Genomic DNA, 21605 nt, shown 5'->3' with positions numbered 1-21605 from the left:
GAATTGTCCAAGAATTTTTAACTATTAAATGATGAAAAAAGTTTTCAAATGTATAACTTTTTAACATTACCTCCGCAAAATTTTTATATAGTAATTGTATTTATTGCTTTAATTTGGTACATTATATTAGAAATAAATATTCGTTTTTCAAATAAAATCCGTTAATATAGCATTCGCTGAGAGCTATATCACCACCTAATGTCTTTAAAAGGAGAAGACGTTTATTGGTTTCATTGAATATCTGAAACGACAAAATATGTCGAATGTTGGTGGGAACTACTATTCAGCGTAAAGGCGTCCTCAATCGGGCATCTTTACGCTATTTTGTTGTAAGGAGGATGACTATGTCGCAACAAACAAACGATTTTACAAAATGGTATATCGACACAATACAAAAAGCAGATTTAATGGATTATACGCCGGTTCGTGGGTGTATCGCATTTAAACCGGATGGCTATGAACTTTGGGAACATATCCAGTCTGAAATGGATAAACGTTTTAAAGAAACGGGTCATCGTAATGCATATTTTCCAATGTTAATACCTGAATCTTTCTTCCAAAAAGAAAAAGATCATATTGAAGGTTTCTCTCCAGAACTACCATGGGTGACAGAAGCTGCCGGTGAAAAGCTAGAAGAACGTTTAGCACTTAGACCAACTTCAGAAACGATGATTGGTCATTTATATTCCAATTGGATTAAATCCTATCGTGATTTGCCAGTACTGATTAACCAATGGGCTAACGTTTTCCGTTGGGAAAAGAAGACTCTTCCATTTATTCGTACTTCTGAGTTTTTATGGCAGGAAGGTCATACAGCTCATGAAGATGAAGAAGATGCCCGCAAAGAAACAATGCAAATGCTTAATATTTATAAAGATGTTGTAGAAAATGTATTGGCCATCCCTGTGTATGATGGACAAAAAACACCGTCTGAACGTTTTGCAGGTGCTGTTGATACGTACTCCATCGAAGCAATGATGAAAGATGGTAAAGCCGTACAAGCAGGTACTAGTCACTATTTGGGAACAAAATTTGCTGAAGCGTTCAACATTAAATACTTAAACCGAGAAAATAAACACGTACACGTCCATACAACATCTTGGGGAACATCTACTCGTTTAATCGGTTCTGTTATCATGGTTCATGGTGATGAAAAAGGATTAGTTTTACCGCCAAAAATTGCACCAACACAAGTAATTTTAATTCCTGTTGGACCATGGAAGAAAAATCCTGCAATCATTGAAAAATTAGATGAAATCTTTAAGGCTCTAAAAGATAAAGGGATTCGAGTACGATTAGATGATACTGATCAATCACCAGGATTTAAATTCAATGAGTGGGAGTTAAAAGGAGTACCTGTTCGCATCGAGCTAGGACCACGTGATTTAGAAAACAATCAAGCAATCTTAAAAGCTAGAGATGAAGACGAAAAAATCACAATTTCTCTCGATTCTGTTGTAGAAGCAGTAGAGAAAGAATTACAAACAATGCAAAAACGTCTATACGATAAAGCAAAAGCTTTCCGAGATGCAAATTCTCATTTGCATATTGATACGTTAGATCAATTAAAAGAACATATTGAAAATAGCGAGAAAAACGGAACAATTCCAGGATGGGTACTTGCAGGTTGGTGTGGTGATGATGCATGTGAAGCTAAAGTAAAAGAAGAAACAAAATTTACTTCACGCAATATTCCATTCAACCCACCAACAACGAAACACACTTGCATTCATTGTGGAAAAGAAGCAAAACATACAGTATGGTTCGGAAGAGCATATTAATTGCTTACGTAAGTAAAACGAGGCTGTTGAAAATTTACAGCCTCGTTTTTTAGTGGTGCGCCCGGCATGTACATGAACTATAGGGTGTAAGTCCCGAACCCCGAAGACAGAAGTAGAGGTTAGCCAAGAGCAAGGGTGTCCGTGGTGACGCGGAATCTGAAGGAAGCTGGAGGCAAAACACCGGTCCGAGGAACACGAACCTCATATAAGGCTAGGTATGATTGAGTGAGTTTGCCAAACAAAACAAAGCTCTTTCTGTCGAAGGTCATATCGAGTAGATGAGGCGGATAGATGGTGTGAAAGTGCATGTACTTACCCGGGGAGGTCTGGCGGATAGGTGAAGTACGCTTCATAACCTACTTAGTGATAAGTAGCTGAACCGTCAGAAGTCAGCAGAGGTCATAGTATTAGTTGGTCTAGAACAACTAAGAAGGACCGAACAATTAAGAGAGAATAGCCCTTGGCATTCAGTGAGTCATGATGAACACAGAAAACGTAGTACCTCACTTGAGGAAGGAAGCGGTGAATCCCGTGGGAGACCTCTTGGAGGGTGGAGTGACCACTGGCATAAGAAGACAAGCTATTCACGGAAGTTATGAAAACTTGCGTCAATTATCTTAATTGAACCGCCGTATACGGAACCGTACGTACGGTGGTGTGAGAGGACGGGAGCTAATCACTCCCTCCTACTCGATCGCCTGGCATGGGTGTAATCTATAGGGTGTTGAAGGCAGAAGTAACAGTTAGCTTAACGCAAGGGTGTCCGTGGTGACGCGGAATCTGAAGGAAGCTGGAGGCAAAACGCCGATTATTTTCTATTTAAACCTGGTTCTAAATAATCCATTGATAATATAACTAATCCTCGCACCAAAAAAACAGAACACCTCAAATTAAAACACGTACTTCCTATAAAGGGTTGATAATATTTACCTGACTTATTTATTTAAAAATTTAGAATAGGAGAAGTAAAATAAGTATATAAAAAAGCGAATTGAGAAACCGATGTGTTTTCCAATTCGCTTTTTATAATTAATTATTTATTGATGCTTCTTTTGGAATTCGTACATGAAATCGCGTAAAGCTATGCAAGCTTCTATTGGTACGGCATTATATGTAGATGCTCGACAACCACCAACAGAGCGGTGGCCGTTTAACCCGACAAAACCAGCAGCTTTTGCTTCAGCTAAAAATTGCTTTTCTAATTCCTCATCAGCTAATCGGAACGTAATATTCATGAGAGAACGGCTATTTGGTTCCGCATGTCCTTTATAAAATCCATTGCTTTCATCAATAACATCATAGATATATTTTGCTTTTTCTTCGTTGCGTTTCTGAATTGTCTCAAGTCCGCCTTGATTTTCAACCCAGTTTAAAACTTCTCCTAACATGTAAATACCAAATGTTGGAGGAGTATTATATAAAGAATTTTTATCCGCATGTGTTTTATATTTTAACATAGTCGGTATTTCTGAATTTGCTTGTTCAATTAAATCTTTGCGAATGATGACTACCGTCACACCAGAAGGTCCTAAATTCTTTTGAGCACCTGCATAAATAATGCCAAACTGATTCACATCGATCGGGCGAGATAAAATGTCGCTTGACATATCTGCAATTAATGGAACATCTCCTGTATTCAGGAATTCTTTCCATTGTGTTCCATAAATTGTATTGTTGGATGTAAGGTGAACATATGCATCGCTTGCATTAAATTGAATATCTTCAATACTTGGAATATTTCGATATTCATTGTCTTTCGTACTAGACGCTACCACTGCATTTCCGAATAGTGTTGCCTCTTTCAAAGCTTTTTCTGACCAAGATCCTGTTAAAATATAGCTAGCTGTTTTGTCTTTTGTTAAGAAGTTCATTGGAATCATCGAGAATTGAAGACTTGCTCCACCTTGTAAAAAGAGAATTTCGTAATTATCAGGTATGGAAAGGAGCTTTTTCAAACGGTTGATTGCATTGTTATGAACTTCATCGTAATCTTTACTTCGATGGCTCATTTCCATAATGGACATGCCAGACCCGTTATAGTTTACTAGTTCTTGTTGTGCTTTTTCTAATACTTCTAGGGGTAATGCTGAAGGTCCTGCATTAAAATTGTATGCACGTTTGTTTGTACTCACGATAAACACTCCTTGAAATTGCAATATAGTTTGATTATATACTCTTTTCCATAAAATCGAACAATATTTTTATAAGAAATAGTGAAATATTCCGATAATCATAAAATTTATGTTAAATTGATAAAAATTCTGCAATTTCGAACTTCATTTTCTGCTATGTTTTTTTTACGAATATAAAGGAGCAATTTACATGACTAGTTATTATGAAAAAAATAAAAATCATTACATGAAGAAATTAAAAGAATTTGCGCCCGAACAGTTTAAAGCCTTTTCTAGATTTGATGGAACGGTTTTTAAACCAGGGGCATTATCGAAAAAAGAAAAGGAAATCATTGCAGTCGCCATTGCCCATGTCACAAAATGTCCCTATTGTATAGATGTTCATACAAAAAAAGCAAAGATTGCAGGAGCATGTCAAGAAGAACTTATAGAGGCAATATTTGTTGTAATGGCAGTTGAAGCAGAGACAACCTTAAATCAACATGAACATGCTTTGATTGATACAACAGAGTCATTCAAAGCGAAACTTCAACCATACTTTAATTTTTCTCAAGTTGTCATGGGAAAAGGTTTTTTAACTGATGGATTTAAAGAACTGCTTGCTATCGCAGTTGCTCATGCAATCCACTGTACACATAGCATCAATTCCCACACAAATAATGCAATGAAACTAGGGGTGTCAGAGGAACAAATTGCTGAAGCAATATTAGTTACAGCGGCTTTAAAAGCAGGAAGTGCATATGCACATTTACTGCATATTTACGAAAGTTATAACGATTTATAAAGTAGGGAAGAGGCATCGCAATATACTTTGGAAGATGATGGGTATAATATGTTAACAAACATTTAGAGTGCTTTATAACGTGATAAGAAATTGATATGAGACTCAACACATTTTTCTAATGTAGAGTCTCTTTTTGTAGATTATTGCAAGTTCATAAAAAATTTAAAATTTTTGTATTAGAAATGTAGCATGTGAAATTTATCTTATAAATAATGATAAAAATTCTATTGTTTTATTTCATGACCTATGAAAGAAATCAAAGGAAAGTAGGGGGGATTGCTGTGACTATTATTGTATCTATACTCTTTTATGTTATTCCTGCATTATTAATCATTTGGTTTATGGTGAGTGTGGTTTCTGCATTAAGGCATAAAAATAAAATATTAGAAGCAATTTTAGAAGAAATAAAAAAGAAGAACTAATCAATTTTAATTTATAGTAAAATTATAGCTCATGAATGATAAACTATTTTTATAAATAAAATGTTAAAGGGTTGGGAGCATGTGTTTAATACATTTTCATTATCAAGAACATCCTATTTACAAATTAATTGTTGTAGCAAATCGGGATGAGTTTTATGATCGCCCGGCAAAACCTGCACATTTTTGGGAAGACGAACCAGATATTTTGGCGGGTAGAGATCTACTTCAAATGGGTACATGGCTCGGAGTATCTAGAAATGGTCGTTTTGCAGCTATTACGAATTATCGTGATCCGAGTTTACCTGCAAAGCCTCGTTCACGCGGAGAAATTGTACGAAATTTTTTGAAGGATGCGAGACATCCAAAAGATTTTGTAGATGAATTAGTAACAACTAAAGATTATTACGGTGGATATAATGTCATTGTTTGGCATGAGGATCATTTATTGCACTATAATAATATCTTTAATGAAATAAATGAAATACAACCTGGGACGCATAGCATCAGTAATCATACATTAAATACTCCGTGGCCAAAAGTTGTTAAAGGAAGGGCACGCTTAGCAGAATATATACAAAATAATACTGGAAAATTAAATATCGATGAATTATTTGAAATTGTCATGGACCGTGAAATCGCTCCAGATGAGCAGTTACCAAATACAGGTGTTGGGTTAGAGATGGAAAGAAATTTATCCTCTGCATTTATTCAATTACCCCATTATGGCACTCGTTGTTCAACCGTCTTATTAATAGATGAGGATGGGAATATAACTTTTGTGGAACGAACATTTGATAAAGGTAATTTTCTTTTCGAAAAAAATTTTCATATTAAAATAGAAAAAATTTAAATATTAATCTATGCACTTGTACCTATCCCATTCATCGTTTCCACATAAACTGGAGTATCGAATGATGAGGGAGGGATATCCATGGGCTATTACGGAGGATGCTATGGTGGCCATTATGGAAATAACTTTGCTTTATTAGTAGTATTATTTATCCTACTTATTATTGTTGGTACACATTTCAAACGTTGGTGTTAATTTTGTAAGAAAGACTGATTCTAAAGAATTTTCACTTTAGAATCAGTTTTTTTATTTCTAAGGAACTTTTAATCAATTAAGGTTAAGAATAAATAGAAAATATTCATTTGATTATTTTGAAATTTCAATAAAGTATCTATTTACATACCTTGTTCTTATTTTGCAAAATAGAAGTAAAGGAGAGTGAACAATGGAACTTAATTTACAAGGTAAAGTTGCCGTCGTCACAGGAGCAAGTAAAGGAATTGGTCTACATACTGCACTTCAATTAGTTAAAGAAGGAGCGAATGTTGCCATATGCGCTCGAAACAAATCTTCATTGGAAGAAGCAAAAACAATGATAAAAAAGGAAACGGGAAAAGAAGTGCTTGCCATTGTTGCGGACGTTACTAAAGAAGAGGATTGTAAACGCTTAATTGAAGAAACTGTTAAGCAATTTGGCAAATTAAATATTTTGGTGAATAATGCTGGTACTTCTGCTGCCTATTCTTTTGAAGAAGTAGACACTGAACTTTGGGTTGCTGACTTAAATTTAAAATTGTTTGGTGCAATTCATTGTTCAAAATATGCACTTCCATATTTAAAGGAATATGGTGGCTCAATCGTAAACGTTACTGCGTCAATCGCAAAAACTCCAAGTGAAAATAGCCTTCCAACTACTGTTAGTCGTTCAGCAGGGTTTGCATTGACAAAAGCAATGAGTAAAGATTTAGGAAAATATAATATTCGAGTTAACACAGTATGTATCGGGCTTATTCGAAGTAGGCAAATTGAAGAAAAATGGAAAAGAGAAATGCCAAATTCTTCATGGGAGGAATATTCTAAAGAAATTGGAAAATCGATTCCTCTTGGTAGAATTGGCGAAACAGATGAAGCAGCAAATGTTATTACATTTCTTGTTTCTGATGCAGCTTCTTATGTAACGGGCACTTCCATAAATATTGACGGTGGTTCAGGAGGAACATTATAAACCTTGTTCTAGAGGCAATCACTAGTAGAAAAGTGGGGAGAAATATGGGAATGTATGATGAACAATTATCTTATTTAGAAAAGCCAAAATTAGAAGAAATACCACCAGAATTACAAGAATATTTTGAAGAGAACATCAAAAAGCAAGAAGAAAAATTAGGAGTAGTAAACAACTTATTTAAAGTTTTGCCGTTAAATGCGATTCAATTTAAAGCCTTTTTAGATTTTAAATATTCGTTGTTTAATACGAAAAATACGTATTTAGATTTAATTGATAAAGAAATGATAGGTCTTGTTGTATCATCGGTGAACTGTTGCAACTATTGCTTGACAACTCATAGCGATACGTTACGAAGACTAACAAACGATCCAGTTTGGGTAGACACGTTAACGTATAATTACCGCAGTGCAAAATTAACAGAAAAACAAAGAGCATTATGTGACTACGCTTTCCGTGCAACGAAATATCCAGACGAAATCACAACAAAAGAAGTAGATTTGTTGAGAGAAGTAGGGTTTAACGACCATGAGATTTTAGAAGCGGCTTTTGTGGTAGGTTTCTTTAATTACACCAATCGTTGGGTAAGTACAATTGGCGCAATTCCAAATCCTAAACATAATCAAAACAATCGTTAATCTTTCGTAAACCACGTTCAATCAAGAACGTGGTTTTTTGAGCGCATCTTGTCCAATTAACAATTATATTCCTTTGGTTAACGAAATGAAACTTTCGTAATTCTTTAATCGTATGATTACTGTAGAAGTTAGTGTAAACTGTAAATGAAAGAGTAACATACATACATTGAAGAACGGAGGAAAGCCATGTCAGAAATGAAAAACCCTTTATTTGAAGATTTAGATGCAAAATTGAAACAAGAAAACCATGAAATTGTTGAAGCTCCTCCTCAGCTTGTAACAGAAGAAGAAAAGTCACAATTGCGTAAAAGACAGATTGAGTTAAAAAAAGATCCAGCCGTTCGTACTCTTGCTGAAAAAATAGACTGGAAAAATCAAATAGCGGTTTTAGAATTCGGGAAGGAAACCGCCAATGCCATTTCTAAGTTTTCCGATCGGATGCTTGCTTCCATCAAACAAAGTAAATTAGAAAAATCTAGTGAGCTCATCAATCATTTAAATAAAATCATGTCTCGTTTTGATCCGGAAGATTTCAAAGAAGAGAAGAAAGGTTTTCTATCTCGTCTGTTTGGAAAGGGAAAAGAGCAACTTCAAAAAATATTATCGAAATACGATACAATGAATAAAGAAATTGATGTCATTTATCAAGAAATTACGAAATACGAACAGGAATTAAAAAAAAATACGCTCGAACTTGAACAAATGTACGAACAAAACCTTGAATATTTTAAAAGTTTAAGCGAACATATCGCAGCGATTGAAGTAAAACTGGAAGATTTAAAACCGGAACTTTCAAAATTAGAAATGCGAGCAAATGAAGGGGATCAAGAAGCAATTATGGATCTCGAATCCTTACAGCGAGCTATCGAATTGTTAGAACAGCGGCGCTATGATTTAGAGATGGCACAACAAGTTTCTTTCCAAGCAGCTCCGCAAATCCGATTAATGCAACAAGGCAATAATCATTTGATTGCAAAAATTAATTCCGCATTTGTAACAACAATCCCAATTTTTAAACAAGGTTTAATCCATGCAGTAACCATTCAACGTCAAAAATTAGTTTCTGACTCTATGCAAGAGCTAGATAAACGTACAAATGAAATGTTGTTGAGAAATGCGGAAAACATTCGTCGTAACAGTGTGGAAATTGCTAGAACTGCAAGCCAACCAAGTATTAAAATTGAAACGATAGAAAATACATGGAAAACAATTTTGGCTGGAATTGAAGAAACGAAACAAATTCAAGCGGAAACAATTCAAAGTCGCGAAGAAGGTAGAAAACGAATTGAACAGCTTCAACTTGAATATGAAAAGTTAAAGAAGATGTAATGAAATAAAAAAACTGCACCTCTTTGCAAGCTTTATGCTGCTTTAATAGGGGTGCAGTCATTTATTAGGATTTAATATCCAAATCTTCTTTGTAGAGGGAAGCACCTTGGTTCAGGGCTACCACATTGCTGAGATGTTTGATAATATTCATTCACTTCTGAATACGTTCTTGGATAATAGTGTTGATGATGATAGATATGTCGATTTACTGTTGTTGTGTGCACTGGATGGAAATGAGGAACTATTGTATTAAATACATTCGTTTTCACAACTTCTTGAGTTGGTGAAACTTGAGCAGGTGCAATTTGTGTTGGCATTACATTTGGTGGACAACAAATAGGTTGCGGTCTCATATGATGATGTTGATGTCTTCGATTAAACATTTATTTTCACCTCCTTAATAGTTATTTATTCATCCATAACATATGGAAGATTTAAAAAATAAACTAGATTAATACCTATGATGAACAAATAAAATTTTGAAATGAAAATTATATTTATTATTAGAGAGCTAGATTGAAAGGGTTTTAAAATTTTCTTCTTTGCTAATTTTGATGGATAGTAGTCATTATTGTGACATAGTGCAGCATACTCCAACTATTTATGTTGATTGAATTAGAATTTCATTGTACAATCAAATCACAGTAATCAAATAAGAATTATAAGAAAAAAGGGGTTGATCCTCTACTACAAGGTTCTACAATTCATGCTCAAGTAGTATTATATCCTGTAACAGATTTGACGTTCAGCACTGCATCCTATGAAGAATTTGCAGTTGGATATGATCTTTTAAAAGAAGATATGGCGTGGTTTAAACAACATTATTTAAACAATGAAGATGAAACATATCACCAATATGTCTCTCCATTACTAGCTAAAGACTTGACGAACTTGCCCTCCGCTTTTATTATCGTTGCTGAAAATGATGTATTGAGGGATGAAGGGATTGCCTATGAAAAGAAATTGGAGGATTCAGGGGGAAAAGTCAAACTAAGAATCGCTCGGGGACTTGTGCATAGTTATTTCTCAAAAAATGAATATTTCCAAAGGCAAATAAAAGCTTTTCATTTCATCACTTACTTCACCAAATGAATAAACACTTCACGATGACTAACTGAATCAAGTTAGTCATTTTTCACTTTTTAAATTTATCAACTCTACCGAAACGTTATTAATAAGCTATTCCCTCTAGATAACGAATTGTATTCGTTTGATATTACATTTACTTCATTATTTTACATCGCTATAATTTGTATGTAAGTTAATTCATATCATTGAAAGGTTGATTATCAATATGTCTGAAGAAAGAAAAGGCATGATCAGTGCCATGGCAGCGTATATCATTTGGGGATTCTTTCCTGTTTATTGGAAGTTATTAGAACACGTCAATAGCATTGAAATATTATTAAATCGCATTATTTGGTCGTTTATTTTTACAACTATTTTTATATTCATTATTGGTCAAAAAAGTAAACTTATTGAAGATTTGAAATGGCTATGGCAAGAAAAAAAGACATTTTTCTTACTTTTACTAGCATCCTTTGTCATTTCATGTAACTGGTTCCTATATATTTGGGCAGTAACAAATGAGCATGTAGTCGAAACAAGCTTAGGATATTATATAAATCCATTAATCACCGTATTGTTTGGCCTATTCCTTTTTAAAGAACAATTGTCTAAAGCTCAAATCACAGCTGTTTTTATAGCATTTATCGGAGTGGCATTGATGACAATTCGTTACGGGAAAATCCCTTGGGTTGCATTGGGGATTGCTTGTTCATTTGCCGTTTACGGTGCATTAAAGAAAAAAATTCAGCTCGATGCAACAAGGGGATTAGCAATTGAAACATTGTTTATTTTGCCTTTCGCACTAGTTTATTACGGTTTTCTTATGTTTACTAACAATACGTCATTTTTGCAATTCGATTGGAAAACAGATGTGTTTCTTATGTTAGGGGGATTGGTAACCGCTTACCCGTTGATTTTATTTGCAAAAGGGGCTCAAGCTTTACCACAATCTATATTAGGCTTCATCCAGTACTTTTCTCCAACTATTATTTTAATTTTGGGAACCGTTGTTTATAAAGAACCCTTTACAAACATAGAGTTGATTTCTTTTAGTTTTATATGGCTAGCTATATTACTCTTTAGTTTATCTACGGTTATGGAAAATCGAAAAAAACGTAAATTAGCCTAAAAGGATTTATTTATTTTTTATCGAATTACCATAATGAAGCTTAGATTGGGAATATTTCGATTTTTTTGTTTTTTAGCTATTTGGAGGGGATTGGTTCATGTTCATAAAAGTTGGGGATCGAGAATATCCTTTTCATCGCATTCGAATTGAACTGATTGAAACCGGCATTCAGGAACAATTTCGTTTGTTTGACAAAAAAACAATTCGTGAACTACTTCAACATAGACGATACGAACATTTAAAAGAAAAGGTTATCAAGGAATATACTGAACTTTTAGATGTTCCGGCTGGAATCGCTATTTATCAGATGAAAAAAAATCATGACCCCTTTTACAAAGAATTTTTAAATAAATATGGAGATTTAACTTATTGTCAATTTATTGTTAAAGGCAACGATTCTTTGCTAAGTAAAAAAGGTGTTTATTTAGTGATTAAGAATGATGAACTAGTTTTTGCAGGGATTTGTAACAATACATTTAAATTAAGATTTAATCAACATATTGGAAATATCTCTCCTAAATCGTGCTTTCGAGATGGCACCGCAACTCATTGTCATATTAATGCCAATATTGCTGAACATATAAGAGATTCTACTATTTATTTTCAAATATGTTCGTTAACTGATTTAAATGAAATGAAGCGATTGAAAAATTGGATCATCGATCGTTTTGAACCCCAATGGAATTTAAGATTTGGAAGCGATGTTAATTATTCTTATAATAATAAATAAACAAAATTTTTTCAGCATATATTATTTATAATCATCATTAACGATGCATCAACATCATGTGTTATTATTTGTTAATAATTTTTCAATTTTTAAATTAGTACTTTTTAAGCAACATTTGATATGATAGAAACATCAATTGCTAAGGAGAGATAAAGATGGCAACAAATATTAATATATTATTTGCCTTTGGTGCAGGATTTTTAAGCTTCATATCTCCATGCACATTGCCGTTATATCCCGCATTTTTATCGTACATAACAGGTATGAGTTATGATGAAATTAAAAATGATAAAGGCATGTTGCAAAAAAGAGCAATTCTTCATACGCTCTTTTTCTTACTAGGATTTTCAATTATTTTCGTCGTTCTAGGTTTTGGTGCAAGATTATTATCAATTGAAAACTTTTTTATTAATTATCAAGATTTAATACGCCAAATTGGTGCTATATTAATTGTTCTTTTCGGACTAATGATCGTTGGATGGCTAAATATCGACTTTTTAATGAAAGATCGAAAAATACAATTTAAAATTAGACCTTCAGGCTACTTAGGTTCATCATTGATTGGCCTTGCCTTTGCTGCAGGATGGACACCATGTACAGGACCGATTTTGGCAGCAATTTTTGCTCTTGCTATGACAAATCCAAATTCGGCAATGGGGTATATGATTGCTTATGTTTTAGGTTTTTCAATTCCGTTTTTTATTCTATCATTCTTCATTTCAAGAATTGGTTGGCTACAAAAATATAGCAATAAAATTGTAAAAATCGGTGGCTACGTAATGATCGCTGTTGGAATATTATTATTTTTCGATGGCATGAATATCATTATTAGAATTTTATTGCCTATATTTGACGGTTTCACTGGTTTCTAGAATGCTGATGAAATAAAGGAGATTTGTCAATGCCTTCTGTATTAATTGTGGATGACGCATTATTTATGAGAACAACAGTAAGAAAACTATTTGTTGAATGGGGTTTTGATGTAGTAGGAGAGGCCACTAACGGTGAAGAAGCCGTAAAACTATTTCACCTCCATCAACCGGACTTAGTGACAATGGATGTGACGATGCCCATCATGTCTGGTATTGAAGCATCTAGAGAAATTCTAAGTAACTTTCCAAACGCTAATATTATTATGGTTACCGCATTAGGACAACAACGCTTGATTGTTGAAGCCCTTGAAATAGGGGTAAAAGATTTTATTACCAAACCATTCGATGCAGCACAATTAAAAATGATTGTTAATAAAGTCTTAGATACATATGAATTATAATAATGTGGTATTATTATGAAGGTACTGCCTGTTAACAGGCAGTTTTTTTAAGCAAATGTGTTGAAGTTGTAATTTCTTCGAGGAGGGATTATATGTTAGAAGCAATACCTTCTCGCTATATTATTATTGCGAGTACGTTAATGGCAATATTTATGGGGACTTTCATCATGATGATGAGATTGCGTTCGCAAAAGAAACCGGTTAATGCAAAAAAAATCCTTATACCGCCCATTGCTATGTCTACGGGTGCATTAATGTTTATATTCGAGGAGTTCCGTGTACCACCTCTTCAAATATTGGAAGCTGTTATAGTAGGAATTATTTTTTCTATTGTTTTAATTTCAACTTCCAAATTTGAAATTCGTAACAATGAAATTTATATGAAACGCTCCAAAGCATTTTTTATCATTTTGGTAAGCTTGTTATTGATACGAATTGCTGGAAAAATTGTATTAACCGATTCTTTTGATCCTGGAGAATTAGCGGGCATGTTTTGGATACTTGCCTTTGCCATGCTCTGGCCATGGCGCATTGCCATGTTCATTCAGTATAAGAAAATTGAAAAATCAAACATAGTAAATTAAGTAATAGGAAAGGGACCCTGTAAACTAGAAGGCTGAAAAGGGGCTGTTCAGAAAGTCGAATCTTTCTGAACAGCCTTACTTCTTATAGTAATATTCTCTTGAAAACTTTGCTTCTGCGGTGGCCACATCAAACGCGCCTCCTCGTCGCAATTCATCTGCGGCGAAAGCGTGTGCTGCAGCCGCAATTCATCTGCGGCGAAAGCGATAGCGACAGCCGCAATTTATCTGCGGCTAAGCGTGTGCGACAGCCGCAAAGGAGGCGTCTCAAAATGACTTTGATACGCCCCCTTTTTTAGTTGCAGGCACATTTTTTTACTTCATTATTTGTTCAAAGTTTAATGATGGCTTGTACCTATGATAAAGGTATTAAATATCCATCATTTTTTGCTTTCCGCAAAATATTTTTCATAAGGCGTTACATCAATATTCATTTCAGCTAATTTTTTTCGCAAAAACTTGTGATCTCTTTTCGGAGTTGCAATAATATAGCCTCGAATAATTAATTCTTGCGTAATGGTTTTGGCATGCTCTTTTAATGCAAGTTCGCCAATTTTTCCAGCAATCGACTCCTTAGCTTGCTGTCTAAATAATTCGGGAACTGGACTAACAAGTTCATTTAACAATTGCTTTGATTCGTCATTCCATAAATGCAGAGTCTTCTTGATATAGTAATCTTGCCAATCTAAATCTGATTTTCCATCCTTTTTTGGCAAAGATTTCAAAAACTTTCGGAACATAAAAAACCCGCCAATGGCCATTAATACAACCATTACAAAACTCCAAAAAACGAGAAACCACATTAACCAACCTTCCAATTTGTTCACCTCTTTTTCCTCTCTAAAACATTATAACAAGGTAAAAAATTTTTTCATTAAGGTTGTCTCTATTTTTTTTTGAATTCGATATATGGATAAGTGAAAGGGGGGATAAGTAATGGCAAACTTAACGTTTGAAAATGCAACATTAAAAATCGTTTATGAGACGGGGATTGATGAATATGGTGATGTTGTCTACTCTTCTAGATCTTACAAAAATGTGCGCTCGAATGTGACAGCAGAACAATTAGCAGCTGTTGTACAATCATTCATTCAACTATCCAATTATCCAGTCGTTCATGCAACTTTGTCTACAACAGAAAAAATCGATTTATAATGAAGGAGGTAACATGTCATGACAACAGTGCTTGAAATGAAATTTGAGGCAGCTAACGGAAAGATTTTAACCCTCTCATTGAACGATCCAAAACCAAATTTAACTTCAATAGATGTATCCAATGCTATGCAAATGATAATTAATCAAGATGTTTTTCATTTGGATGGCGCACCACTTGCGGGCGTTAAACAAGCACGACTGATTGATAAAACGATTACAGAAATTCTTTAATTTTCATGAAAATCGGCAAAGTCCTTACTGGATTTTGTCGATTTTTCTAATCAACATATTAGAAAAGGGGATTATATAGATGGAACAATGGATCACATTAATTCAAGAACTTGGTTTTCCTATTATCATTTCTTTTTATTTGTTACATCGAATCGAAGCTAAGCTTGAAGCCATTTATTCTGTTCTCGTATCATTGAAAAACATCAATGGGGAAAAAGTATTTGAACGATAGAAAAGTGAAAAATATTTCACAAATTTGTTAAAAACCTTTCAAGCGGAAAAGCTTTTACTATTATACTACTTTCCTATATGATAAACATAGTATTCCAAGGGAGTTGAGGCTTTGTGAAAATTATAAAAAAAAGGAATTTTATTATTATTTCTATCATGTTGTTTGTTAGTATAGTGTTAAGTGCTTGTAGCAATTATAATTTTAAACCAACAATCGAGTACCAAATTGAAGATTTTAAGATGATTGACCATCGAGGAGAAACAGTTACATTAGACAGCTTAAAGGGGCAACCTTGGATTGCTATGTTTATTTTTACAAATTGTAACACGATTTGTCAGCCAATGACGTTAAATATGTCAATCGTACAAGAAAAATTAAAAGAAAAAGGATTAGAGGACTATAAAATCGTTGGGTTTTCAGTAGATCCAGCAAGAGACACTCCTGAAGTGCTTTCGAAGTATTTAAAATTCTTTACTGTACCCGATGAATCAAAATGGCATTTACTAACTGGTTATGATCAAAAATTCATCGAGCAATTTGCATTAAAATCGTTTAAAACTCTAGTAAAAATGCCTGAAGACGGCGATCAAGTAATCCATGGTTCCTCTTTTTATTTGGTTGACGAAAATGGTGTAGCTGTAAAATTATATACGGGTTATTCAGAAGAGGAAAATTCCGGTCAAGCTGTCCCATATGATGAAATAGCAATCGACATGGAGACACTAATTAACAACATGAAAAAGAACTAATTAAAATTAAACGATTAAAAAGCTCTTGAAAAATTATTCTTACTCACAAATCAGATAATAGAAAACCGAACTATTTCGCATCATTTTTTTCAAGAATTGAATAGTTCGGTTTTTTGTTGAGTAAAAATTTATTGTTCTTCTCTTAATTGATTAAATACTTGTTTTAAATCTGCAATAATATCTTCTGCATTTTCTAAACCTACTGAAAAACGTAGCAAACAATCATCAACTCCTCGAGCAACACGCTCTTCATAAGGAATGTCCGCATGTGTTTGAGTAGCGGGATAAGTAATAAAGCTTTCTGGACCGCCTAAACTCTCAGCAAAAGTAATCAGCTTCATTTTTTTTAAAAAAGGATTTACTAAATCCGCATTTTGTAATTTAAATGAAAGCATTCCGCCTTTACCTGTATATAACACATCCGTTACTAAAGGTTCTTCTTTCAAATATTTAACGACTCTTTTTGCGTTTTCATCATGTTGTTTCATTCGTAGATGCAGTGTTTTTAATCCACGTATTACTAACCAACTATCAAAAGGAGAAAGTACAAGACCCATACTATTTTGATTATATGCTAATTTTTCGCTTAACTCTTTTCCTTTTGAAACAACAAGACCAGCTAATGTATCATTATGTCCAGCAATATATTTTGTACCACTATGCATTACTATATCGGCACCATGTTCTATTGGGCGTTGAAAATAAGGCGAGTAGAACGTATTATCAACAATAAACATTAAATTATGTTTTTTACAAATTTGATTGAAGTAATCTAAATCAAATTCAATCATTAGTGGATTTGTAGGAGTTTCAAGGAAAATGGCTTTTGTTTTTTCATTAATCAACTCTTCTACTTGTTCCGCATTAGAAAAATAAACAGGTCGAATATTATACAACTCGTTATATGATTTCAATAAACGATAAGTGCCTCCATACACATCTTCCGGCAAAATAATTTCATCACCAGGTTTAAATATTGAAAGAATTAATTGGATAGCGGCCATTCCGGAACTACAGGCAAATCCTGCATCTCCACCTTCCAATTCTGCAATTCCATTTTCCAAAATTTCCCGAGTTGGATTTTTTGTGCGAATATAATCATAACCTGTTGATTCTCCAATCCCGGTGTGTTTGTATGCTGTAGATAGATAGATTGGGGGATTTACAGCTCCAGTTCTAGGGTCGCTTTGATTTCCTAATTGAACTAATTTTGTTTCGATTGAATTTTTCGTCATGTCTGTCACTCTTTCCTTGAAAATACTAAATAATTTTAGTTATCTAACAATTTAACATGGTCTAATTTTAAAAACAATAGTTTCAGAAATTAACATGATTTTTCTTAGTTATTTAATAGAATTAATTAAATATTTATAAATTTGTTTTCTAACTTTCATCAAACTTTAATGGTTTTTTAAAATTAATTTTTATTATATTTTTAGGATATAATCATTATTTAGGGGAGAAAAAACAACATTATGATTTAGGGGGAAATTATGTCGAAAAAGAAGAAAAAGAAAAGATCATTAATAAGCCCCGGAATGAAGCTATTCCTCATTATATTACTCATTCCTGCATCTATAATCATATATTCCATTGCATATTTAGCTTGGGAAGATTTAAAATCACTATCTTTATTTAATTCTAATGAAACAACTGAAATTGAAAAAATACAAGAGGACTTTGATTTAAAAATTCCAGCAGAATATATACCAATTTATATGAAAGCTGGTGAACAATATAATGTTCCTTGGACATTACTTGCTGCACATCATCGAGTTGAAACGAGATTTTCAACAATGAACACATTAATTTCACCCGTAGGAGCAGAAGGCCATATGCAATTTATGCCATGTACATTTGTAGGATGGAGTCATCCAACTTGTGATGGACTTGGGAAGGGAAATATTCCGGAATCAGAAAAAACCGATCCGAAAGTCATAGAAAAATATGGCGGCTATGGAGTTGATGCAAACGGGGATGGGGTGGCAGATCCATTTGATATTGAAGATGCAATATTTAGTGCTGCCAATTTTTTATCTCAAGCCGGGGTAAGGGAAGGGAAAATGGAAAAAGCGATTTATCATTATAACCATAGCAATGATTATGTGAAGAAAATTTTATATTATTATGAGCAATATGAGCGTGTTAGTCCTCTTTTAGAAAAAGAAGTGATAACAGCCACAAATAGTAATTCAAGCTAAAAAAGTGGTCCATAGTAAAATGATCATCCCTGTATTGGATGATCATTTTACAAGTGAATCAGTATTTTAATCCGTCGCTTTTCTAAACCCTTTCATGATTAGACTTACAATAAATACTAATACAACGGATCCAATCAAAGCTGGAAATACATAAAAGTTTGAAACTTCCCAGCCCCAGTTTCCTAAAAATGCACTACCGATCCATGATCCAACAATGCCGGCTACAATATTTCCGATAATACCACCAGGGATATCTTTGCCGACAATAACCCCAGCTAGCCATCCAATTACTCCACCAATAACTAAATACCAAATAAAATTCATGAATAATTCCACTCCTTTTATGATGCATCTTCATTATGTTAGTGTGCTCAAATGCTTTTGAGATATGCAAACAAACTAGTCTAAATGAAATAACGAAAAATAAATTTTTCTAAATATTTTGCAAAATGATGAAAAATGTCATATAATTTTCACAAAGAAGACAAAATTAACGGGGATGGGGGAGATCTATATGAATATGACAAGAAATTTAGATCGACAGGGGATTATGTTTGCAATCATTCACACAATCATATTTTTCAATTTAGCAATCGATTTTGCGATTGTTCCAATAGGTTAATAGAAAAGGAAGTAGTCTGAAAAGTCATTTTGAGGCAGCTCCCTTTCGGCTGTTGCTAACGCTTTCATGATGAGGGATAGTTGGATGTGACGACCACAGGAGCAAAAACATTAAAATATTGATTTTGATTATTTGAACCTGACCAATAAGTTAACTTATTGGTCGGGTCTTTTTGTTTTCATTGAGAAAGTTCTATTTACAACGCTTTTTCACGAATTTCTCAAAATGAAATCGTTTATTATTCCAATAATAATAGTTGAATCTGAAAAAAATTTATTTTTATTAAATTCAGAAAAAAATTGAAAGTATAAGAATAATTCCAACAAAACGTAGAAAGAAAACGTTTGCAATAAAATTGAATTTTTAAAATTTTATAAAAAATTTAAAAAATACGGTTGACGAAAGGGTCATTTATGTACTATTATGACAACAATTTCACCGACACTTTTTCAAAAGAACTTGAAAAAATATTATAACCATCAGTCGGAGAAATTATTATTACCCGTTATCGCTACATTGGAAATATTAGTATTTGTGAGGGGCGTTTGAAAGTATGAGAAGTGATATGATTAAAGTAGGAGTTGATCGTGCTCCTCACCGTAGCTTGCTTTATGCTACGGGAAAAGTAAAACCAAAAGACTTAGGTAAACCATTTATCGGTGTTTGTAACTCTTACATCGATATTATACCTGGTCACGTACACTTACGAGAATTTGCTGAAGAAGTTAAAGAAGCAATCATTGAAGCAGGAGGAATTCCATTTGAATTCAACACAATCGGTGTTGATGATGGAATTGCGATGGGTCACATCGGAATGCGTTACTCTTTGCCAAGCCGTGAACTCATTGCTGATTCTGCTGAAACAGTGATAAATGCTCACTGGTTTGATGGCGTCTTTTTCATTCCAAACTGTGACAAAATCACGCCTGGAATGTTAATGGCTGCAGTACGCACAAACGTTCCTTCAATATTTGTTTCCGGTGGACCAATGGAAGCGGGAAGAAGTTCTACAGGAAAACAACTGTCATTATCTTCAGTATTTGAAGGAGTAGGTGCGTATAAGTCAGGTCAAATGACTGAAGAAGAATTTAAAGATATTGAAATGAATGCTTGCCCAACTTGCGGATCTTGTTCAGGAATGTTTACGGCAAATTCTATGAACTGTTTAATGGAAATGCTCGGAGTTACTCTTCCAGGCAACGGTACAATCGTTGCTACGAGTGAACAAAGAAAAGAACTAATTCGTGAAGCAGCAAGACATTTAATTCGCATGATTGAAGAAGATATTCGTCCTCGCGACATCATTACAAAAGAAGCAATTGACGATGCTTTTGCTTTAGACATGGCTATGGGCGGTTCTACAAATACGGTATTACATACGTTAGCCATCGCTAATGAAGCGGGAATTGATTATAACTTAGAAGACATTAATAAAATTGCTGAACGTGTTCCATATATTGCAAAAATCATGCCAGCATCTGATATTTCGATGGATGACATTAATAAGGCTGGTGGAGTAAGTGCCATCATAAACGAATTAACAAAAATCCCTGGATGCATTCATCCAGATCGTCCTACAGTTGCAGGTAAAACAATAGGTGAACTTGTTCAAGGCTATGAAATTACAAATACCGATGTAATTCGAACGAAAGATAACCCATATAGTCCAGTTGGCGGTTTATCAATTCTTTATGGAAACCTTGCACCTGAAGGTTCTGTCATTAAAGTAGGTGCTGTTGATCCATCTATAAAAGTGTTTACTGGCGAAGCGATTGTTTTCGATTCTCAAGAAGAAGCTTTAGCTGCAATTGATGAAGGAAAGGTAAGGGAAGGACACGTAGTAGTGATTCGCTATGAAGGACCGAAAGGTGGTCCTGGTATGCCTGAGATGCTTGCCCCAACTTCTGCTATAGTCGGTAGAGGGCTTGGAACGAAGGTTGCTCTCATTACAGATGGACGATTTAGTGGTGCATCACGTGGCATCTCCATTGGGCATATTTCACCTGAAGCAGCTGAAGATGGCCCTATTGCTTTAGTTAAAAATGGTGATATAATCGAAATCGATTTACCAAACCGCACAATCAACTTAAAAGTTTCAGATGAAGAATTAGAAAATCGTCGCAATCAACTAAAACCATTCGAACCAAAAATCAAAACCGGATGGTTAGCAAGATATTCAAAACTTGTGACAAACGCTTCTAAAGGCGGCATTATGAAAATATAATTTTCTTAAAATTAAGATGAATAGGAACATTAAAAATATGCAAATAACTGTTTAACTCAATGATGAGGTTAAAGGATATAGAGCATTGTATCTACCAGAGAGTCGGTGTTGGTGGAAGCCGATGATACAACTATATCCGACATCCCCTCGGAGTGAGCTATTAAACGCGTAATGCAATTAGATAGCTCCGGGCACTATTTCGTGCACCGTTACCAATGAATAGCTTTCCCATCTAAGTTGCCGTTGAAGATTTATTTCTTCAATGAGATGGGATGTTACAGCTATTCGCAGAGGTAGCGATTTCGCTACGAA

The 21605-nt window shown here is 34.1% G+C and carries 25 protein-coding genes; 20 read left to right on the top strand and 5 right to left on the bottom strand.

Annotation, left to right across the window (positions count from 1 at the left end; genetic code table 11):
* Nucleotides 1–344: 344 nt before the first annotated feature.
* A complete protein-coding gene (gene proS / locus NSU17_RS00210; protein ID WP_016839662.1) occupies nt 345–1781 on the top strand; it encodes a proline--tRNA ligase in 1437 nt (478 codons plus the stop codon).
* A 1037-nt stretch (nt 1782–2818) separates the two neighbouring features.
* Here the strand turns inward: proS and serC are convergent.
* Nucleotides 2819–3916 carry a 3-phosphoserine/phosphohydroxythreonine transaminase gene (gene serC, locus NSU17_RS00205; protein WP_340705463.1) on the bottom strand — a complete coding sequence of 366 codons (1098 nt, stop codon included), beginning with the start codon at nt 3914–3916 and terminating at the stop codon, nt 2819–2821.
* A 187-nt stretch (nt 3917–4103) separates the two neighbouring features.
* Between serC and NSU17_RS00200 the strand changes: the two genes are divergently transcribed.
* The 7 genes from NSU17_RS00200 (at nt 4104) to NSU17_RS00170 (ending at nt 9098) form a co-directional block, all read left to right on the top strand.
* Nucleotides 4104–4697: a carboxymuconolactone decarboxylase family protein gene (locus NSU17_RS00200; protein ID WP_340703956.1), complete on the top strand. Its 594-nt coding sequence runs from the start codon at nt 4104–4106 to the stop codon at nt 4695–4697.
* A gap of 281 nt (nt 4698–4978) precedes the next feature.
* The gene (locus tag NSU17_RS00195) at nt 4979–5119 is read left to right on the top strand and encodes a hypothetical protein (RefSeq protein WP_016838037.1); all 141 of its coding nucleotides are present in this window, start codon (nt 4979–4981) and stop codon (nt 5117–5119) included.
* Between the two features lie 79 nt (nt 5120–5198).
* Entirely contained in the window at nt 5199–5969 is a 771-nt protein-coding gene (locus tag NSU17_RS00190) for an NRDE family protein (RefSeq protein WP_340703955.1), read from the top strand.
* An 81-nt stretch (nt 5970–6050) separates the two neighbouring features.
* Complete coding sequence (locus NSU17_RS00185) at nt 6051–6164, top strand: YjcZ family sporulation protein (protein ID WP_016838041.1); 114 nt, start codon at nt 6051–6053, stop codon at nt 6162–6164.
* Between the two features lie 190 nt (nt 6165–6354).
* The gene (locus tag NSU17_RS00180) at nt 6355–7134 is read left to right on the top strand and encodes an SDR family NAD(P)-dependent oxidoreductase (RefSeq protein ID WP_340703954.1); all 780 of its coding nucleotides are present in this window, start codon (nt 6355–6357) and stop codon (nt 7132–7134) included.
* Nucleotides 7135–7184: 50 nt separating this feature from the next.
* Nucleotides 7185–7769: a peroxidase-related enzyme gene (locus NSU17_RS00175; RefSeq protein WP_232019831.1), complete on the top strand. Its 585-nt coding sequence runs from the start codon at nt 7185–7187 to the stop codon at nt 7767–7769.
* A gap of 186 nt (nt 7770–7955) precedes the next feature.
* Nucleotides 7956–9098, top strand: coding sequence for a toxic anion resistance protein (locus tag NSU17_RS00170; protein WP_340703953.1), 1143 nt, complete (start codon nt 7956–7958; stop codon nt 9096–9098).
* Nucleotides 9099–9169: 71 nt separating this feature from the next.
* Here the strand turns inward: NSU17_RS00170 and NSU17_RS00165 are convergent, their stop codons facing one another.
* A complete protein-coding gene (locus NSU17_RS00165) occupies nt 9170–9481 on the bottom strand; it encodes a CotD family spore coat protein (protein ID WP_096551067.1) in 312 nt (103 codons plus the stop codon).
* A 355-nt stretch (nt 9482–9836) separates the two neighbouring features.
* Between NSU17_RS00165 and NSU17_RS00160 the strand changes: the two genes are divergently transcribed.
* From NSU17_RS00160 to NSU17_RS00135, 6 genes are all read left to right on the top strand, one after another.
* Nucleotides 9837–10190 carry an alpha/beta hydrolase fold domain-containing protein gene (locus tag NSU17_RS00160; RefSeq protein ID WP_340703952.1) on the top strand — a complete coding sequence of 118 codons (354 nt, stop codon included), beginning with the start codon at nt 9837–9839 and terminating at the stop codon, nt 10188–10190.
* Nucleotides 10191–10392: 202 nt separating this feature from the next.
* Entirely contained in the window at nt 10393–11295 is a 903-nt protein-coding gene (gene rarD / locus NSU17_RS00155) for an EamA family transporter RarD (RefSeq protein WP_340434908.1), read from the top strand.
* A 97-nt stretch (nt 11296–11392) separates the two neighbouring features.
* Entirely contained in the window at nt 11393–12025 is a 633-nt protein-coding gene (locus NSU17_RS00150) for a hypothetical protein (RefSeq protein ID WP_340434906.1), read from the top strand.
* A gap of 155 nt (nt 12026–12180) precedes the next feature.
* A complete protein-coding gene (locus tag NSU17_RS00145) occupies nt 12181–12897 on the top strand; it encodes a cytochrome c biogenesis CcdA family protein (protein ID WP_340434904.1) in 717 nt (238 codons plus the stop codon).
* Between the two features lie 29 nt (nt 12898–12926).
* Entirely contained in the window at nt 12927–13298 is a 372-nt protein-coding gene (locus tag NSU17_RS00140; RefSeq protein WP_016838052.1) for a response regulator, read from the top strand.
* A 92-nt stretch (nt 13299–13390) separates the two neighbouring features.
* Nucleotides 13391–13882, top strand: a complete 492-nt coding sequence (locus NSU17_RS00135; RefSeq protein WP_340434902.1) for a CcdC family protein — start codon at nt 13391–13393, stop codon at nt 13880–13882.
* Nucleotides 13883–14259: 377 nt separating this feature from the next.
* Here NSU17_RS00135 and NSU17_RS00130 read toward each other — a convergent pair whose 3' ends face one another.
* Nucleotides 14260–14682, bottom strand: a complete 423-nt coding sequence (locus NSU17_RS00130; RefSeq protein WP_040764545.1) for a DUF2621 domain-containing protein — start codon at nt 14680–14682, stop codon at nt 14260–14262.
* Between the two features lie 133 nt (nt 14683–14815).
* Between NSU17_RS00130 and NSU17_RS00125 the strand changes: the two genes are divergently transcribed.
* The 4 genes from NSU17_RS00125 (at nt 14816) to NSU17_RS00110 (ending at nt 16246) form a co-directional block, all read left to right on the top strand.
* Nucleotides 14816–15034 (top strand): DUF1659 domain-containing protein, encoded by a 219-nt coding sequence (locus tag NSU17_RS00125; RefSeq protein ID WP_340703951.1) that lies wholly within the window; start codon nt 14816–14818, stop codon nt 15032–15034.
* An 18-nt stretch (nt 15035–15052) separates the two neighbouring features.
* Nucleotides 15053–15265, top strand: a complete 213-nt coding sequence (locus NSU17_RS00120; RefSeq protein WP_340703950.1) for a DUF2922 domain-containing protein — start codon at nt 15053–15055, stop codon at nt 15263–15265.
* A 79-nt stretch (nt 15266–15344) separates the two neighbouring features.
* Entirely contained in the window at nt 15345–15497 is a 153-nt protein-coding gene (locus NSU17_RS00115) for a YvrJ family protein (RefSeq protein ID WP_016838057.1), read from the top strand.
* A 113-nt stretch (nt 15498–15610) separates the two neighbouring features.
* Nucleotides 15611–16246, top strand: a complete 636-nt coding sequence (locus NSU17_RS00110) for an SCO family protein (protein ID WP_340703949.1) — start codon at nt 15611–15613, stop codon at nt 16244–16246.
* Nucleotides 16247–16374: 128 nt separating this feature from the next.
* Here the strand turns inward: NSU17_RS00110 and NSU17_RS00105 are convergent, their stop codons facing one another.
* On the bottom strand, nt 16375–17481 hold the full coding sequence (locus NSU17_RS00105) for a methionine biosynthesis PLP-dependent protein (protein WP_340703948.1): 1107 nt from the start codon (nt 17479–17481) through the stop codon (nt 16375–16377).
* A gap of 258 nt (nt 17482–17739) precedes the next feature.
* Between NSU17_RS00105 and NSU17_RS00100 the strand changes: the two genes are divergently transcribed.
* Complete coding sequence (locus NSU17_RS00100; RefSeq protein WP_016838060.1) at nt 17740–18447, top strand: lytic transglycosylase domain-containing protein; 708 nt, start codon at nt 17740–17742, stop codon at nt 18445–18447.
* 66 nt (nt 18448–18513) lie between these two features.
* Here the strand turns inward: NSU17_RS00100 and NSU17_RS00095 are convergent, their stop codons facing one another.
* Nucleotides 18514–18771 (bottom strand): GlsB/YeaQ/YmgE family stress response membrane protein, encoded by a 258-nt coding sequence (locus tag NSU17_RS00095; protein WP_016838061.1) that lies wholly within the window; start codon nt 18769–18771, stop codon nt 18514–18516.
* A gap of 851 nt (nt 18772–19622) precedes the next feature.
* Here NSU17_RS00095 and ilvD point away from each other — a divergent pair.
* Nucleotides 19623–21293, top strand: coding sequence for a dihydroxy-acid dehydratase (ilvD, locus tag NSU17_RS00090; RefSeq protein ID WP_340703947.1), 1671 nt, complete (start codon nt 19623–19625; stop codon nt 21291–21293).
* The last annotated feature ends 312 nt before the right edge of the window (nt 21294–21605 follow it).

The sequence above is a fragment of the Ureibacillus sp. FSL K6-2830 genome, from assembly GCF_038004145.1.
Taxonomy (GTDB): Bacteria; Bacillota; Bacilli; order Bacillales_A; family Planococcaceae; genus Ureibacillus; species Ureibacillus thermosphaericus.
This window is presented reverse-complemented; position numbering and strand designations above follow the sequence as displayed.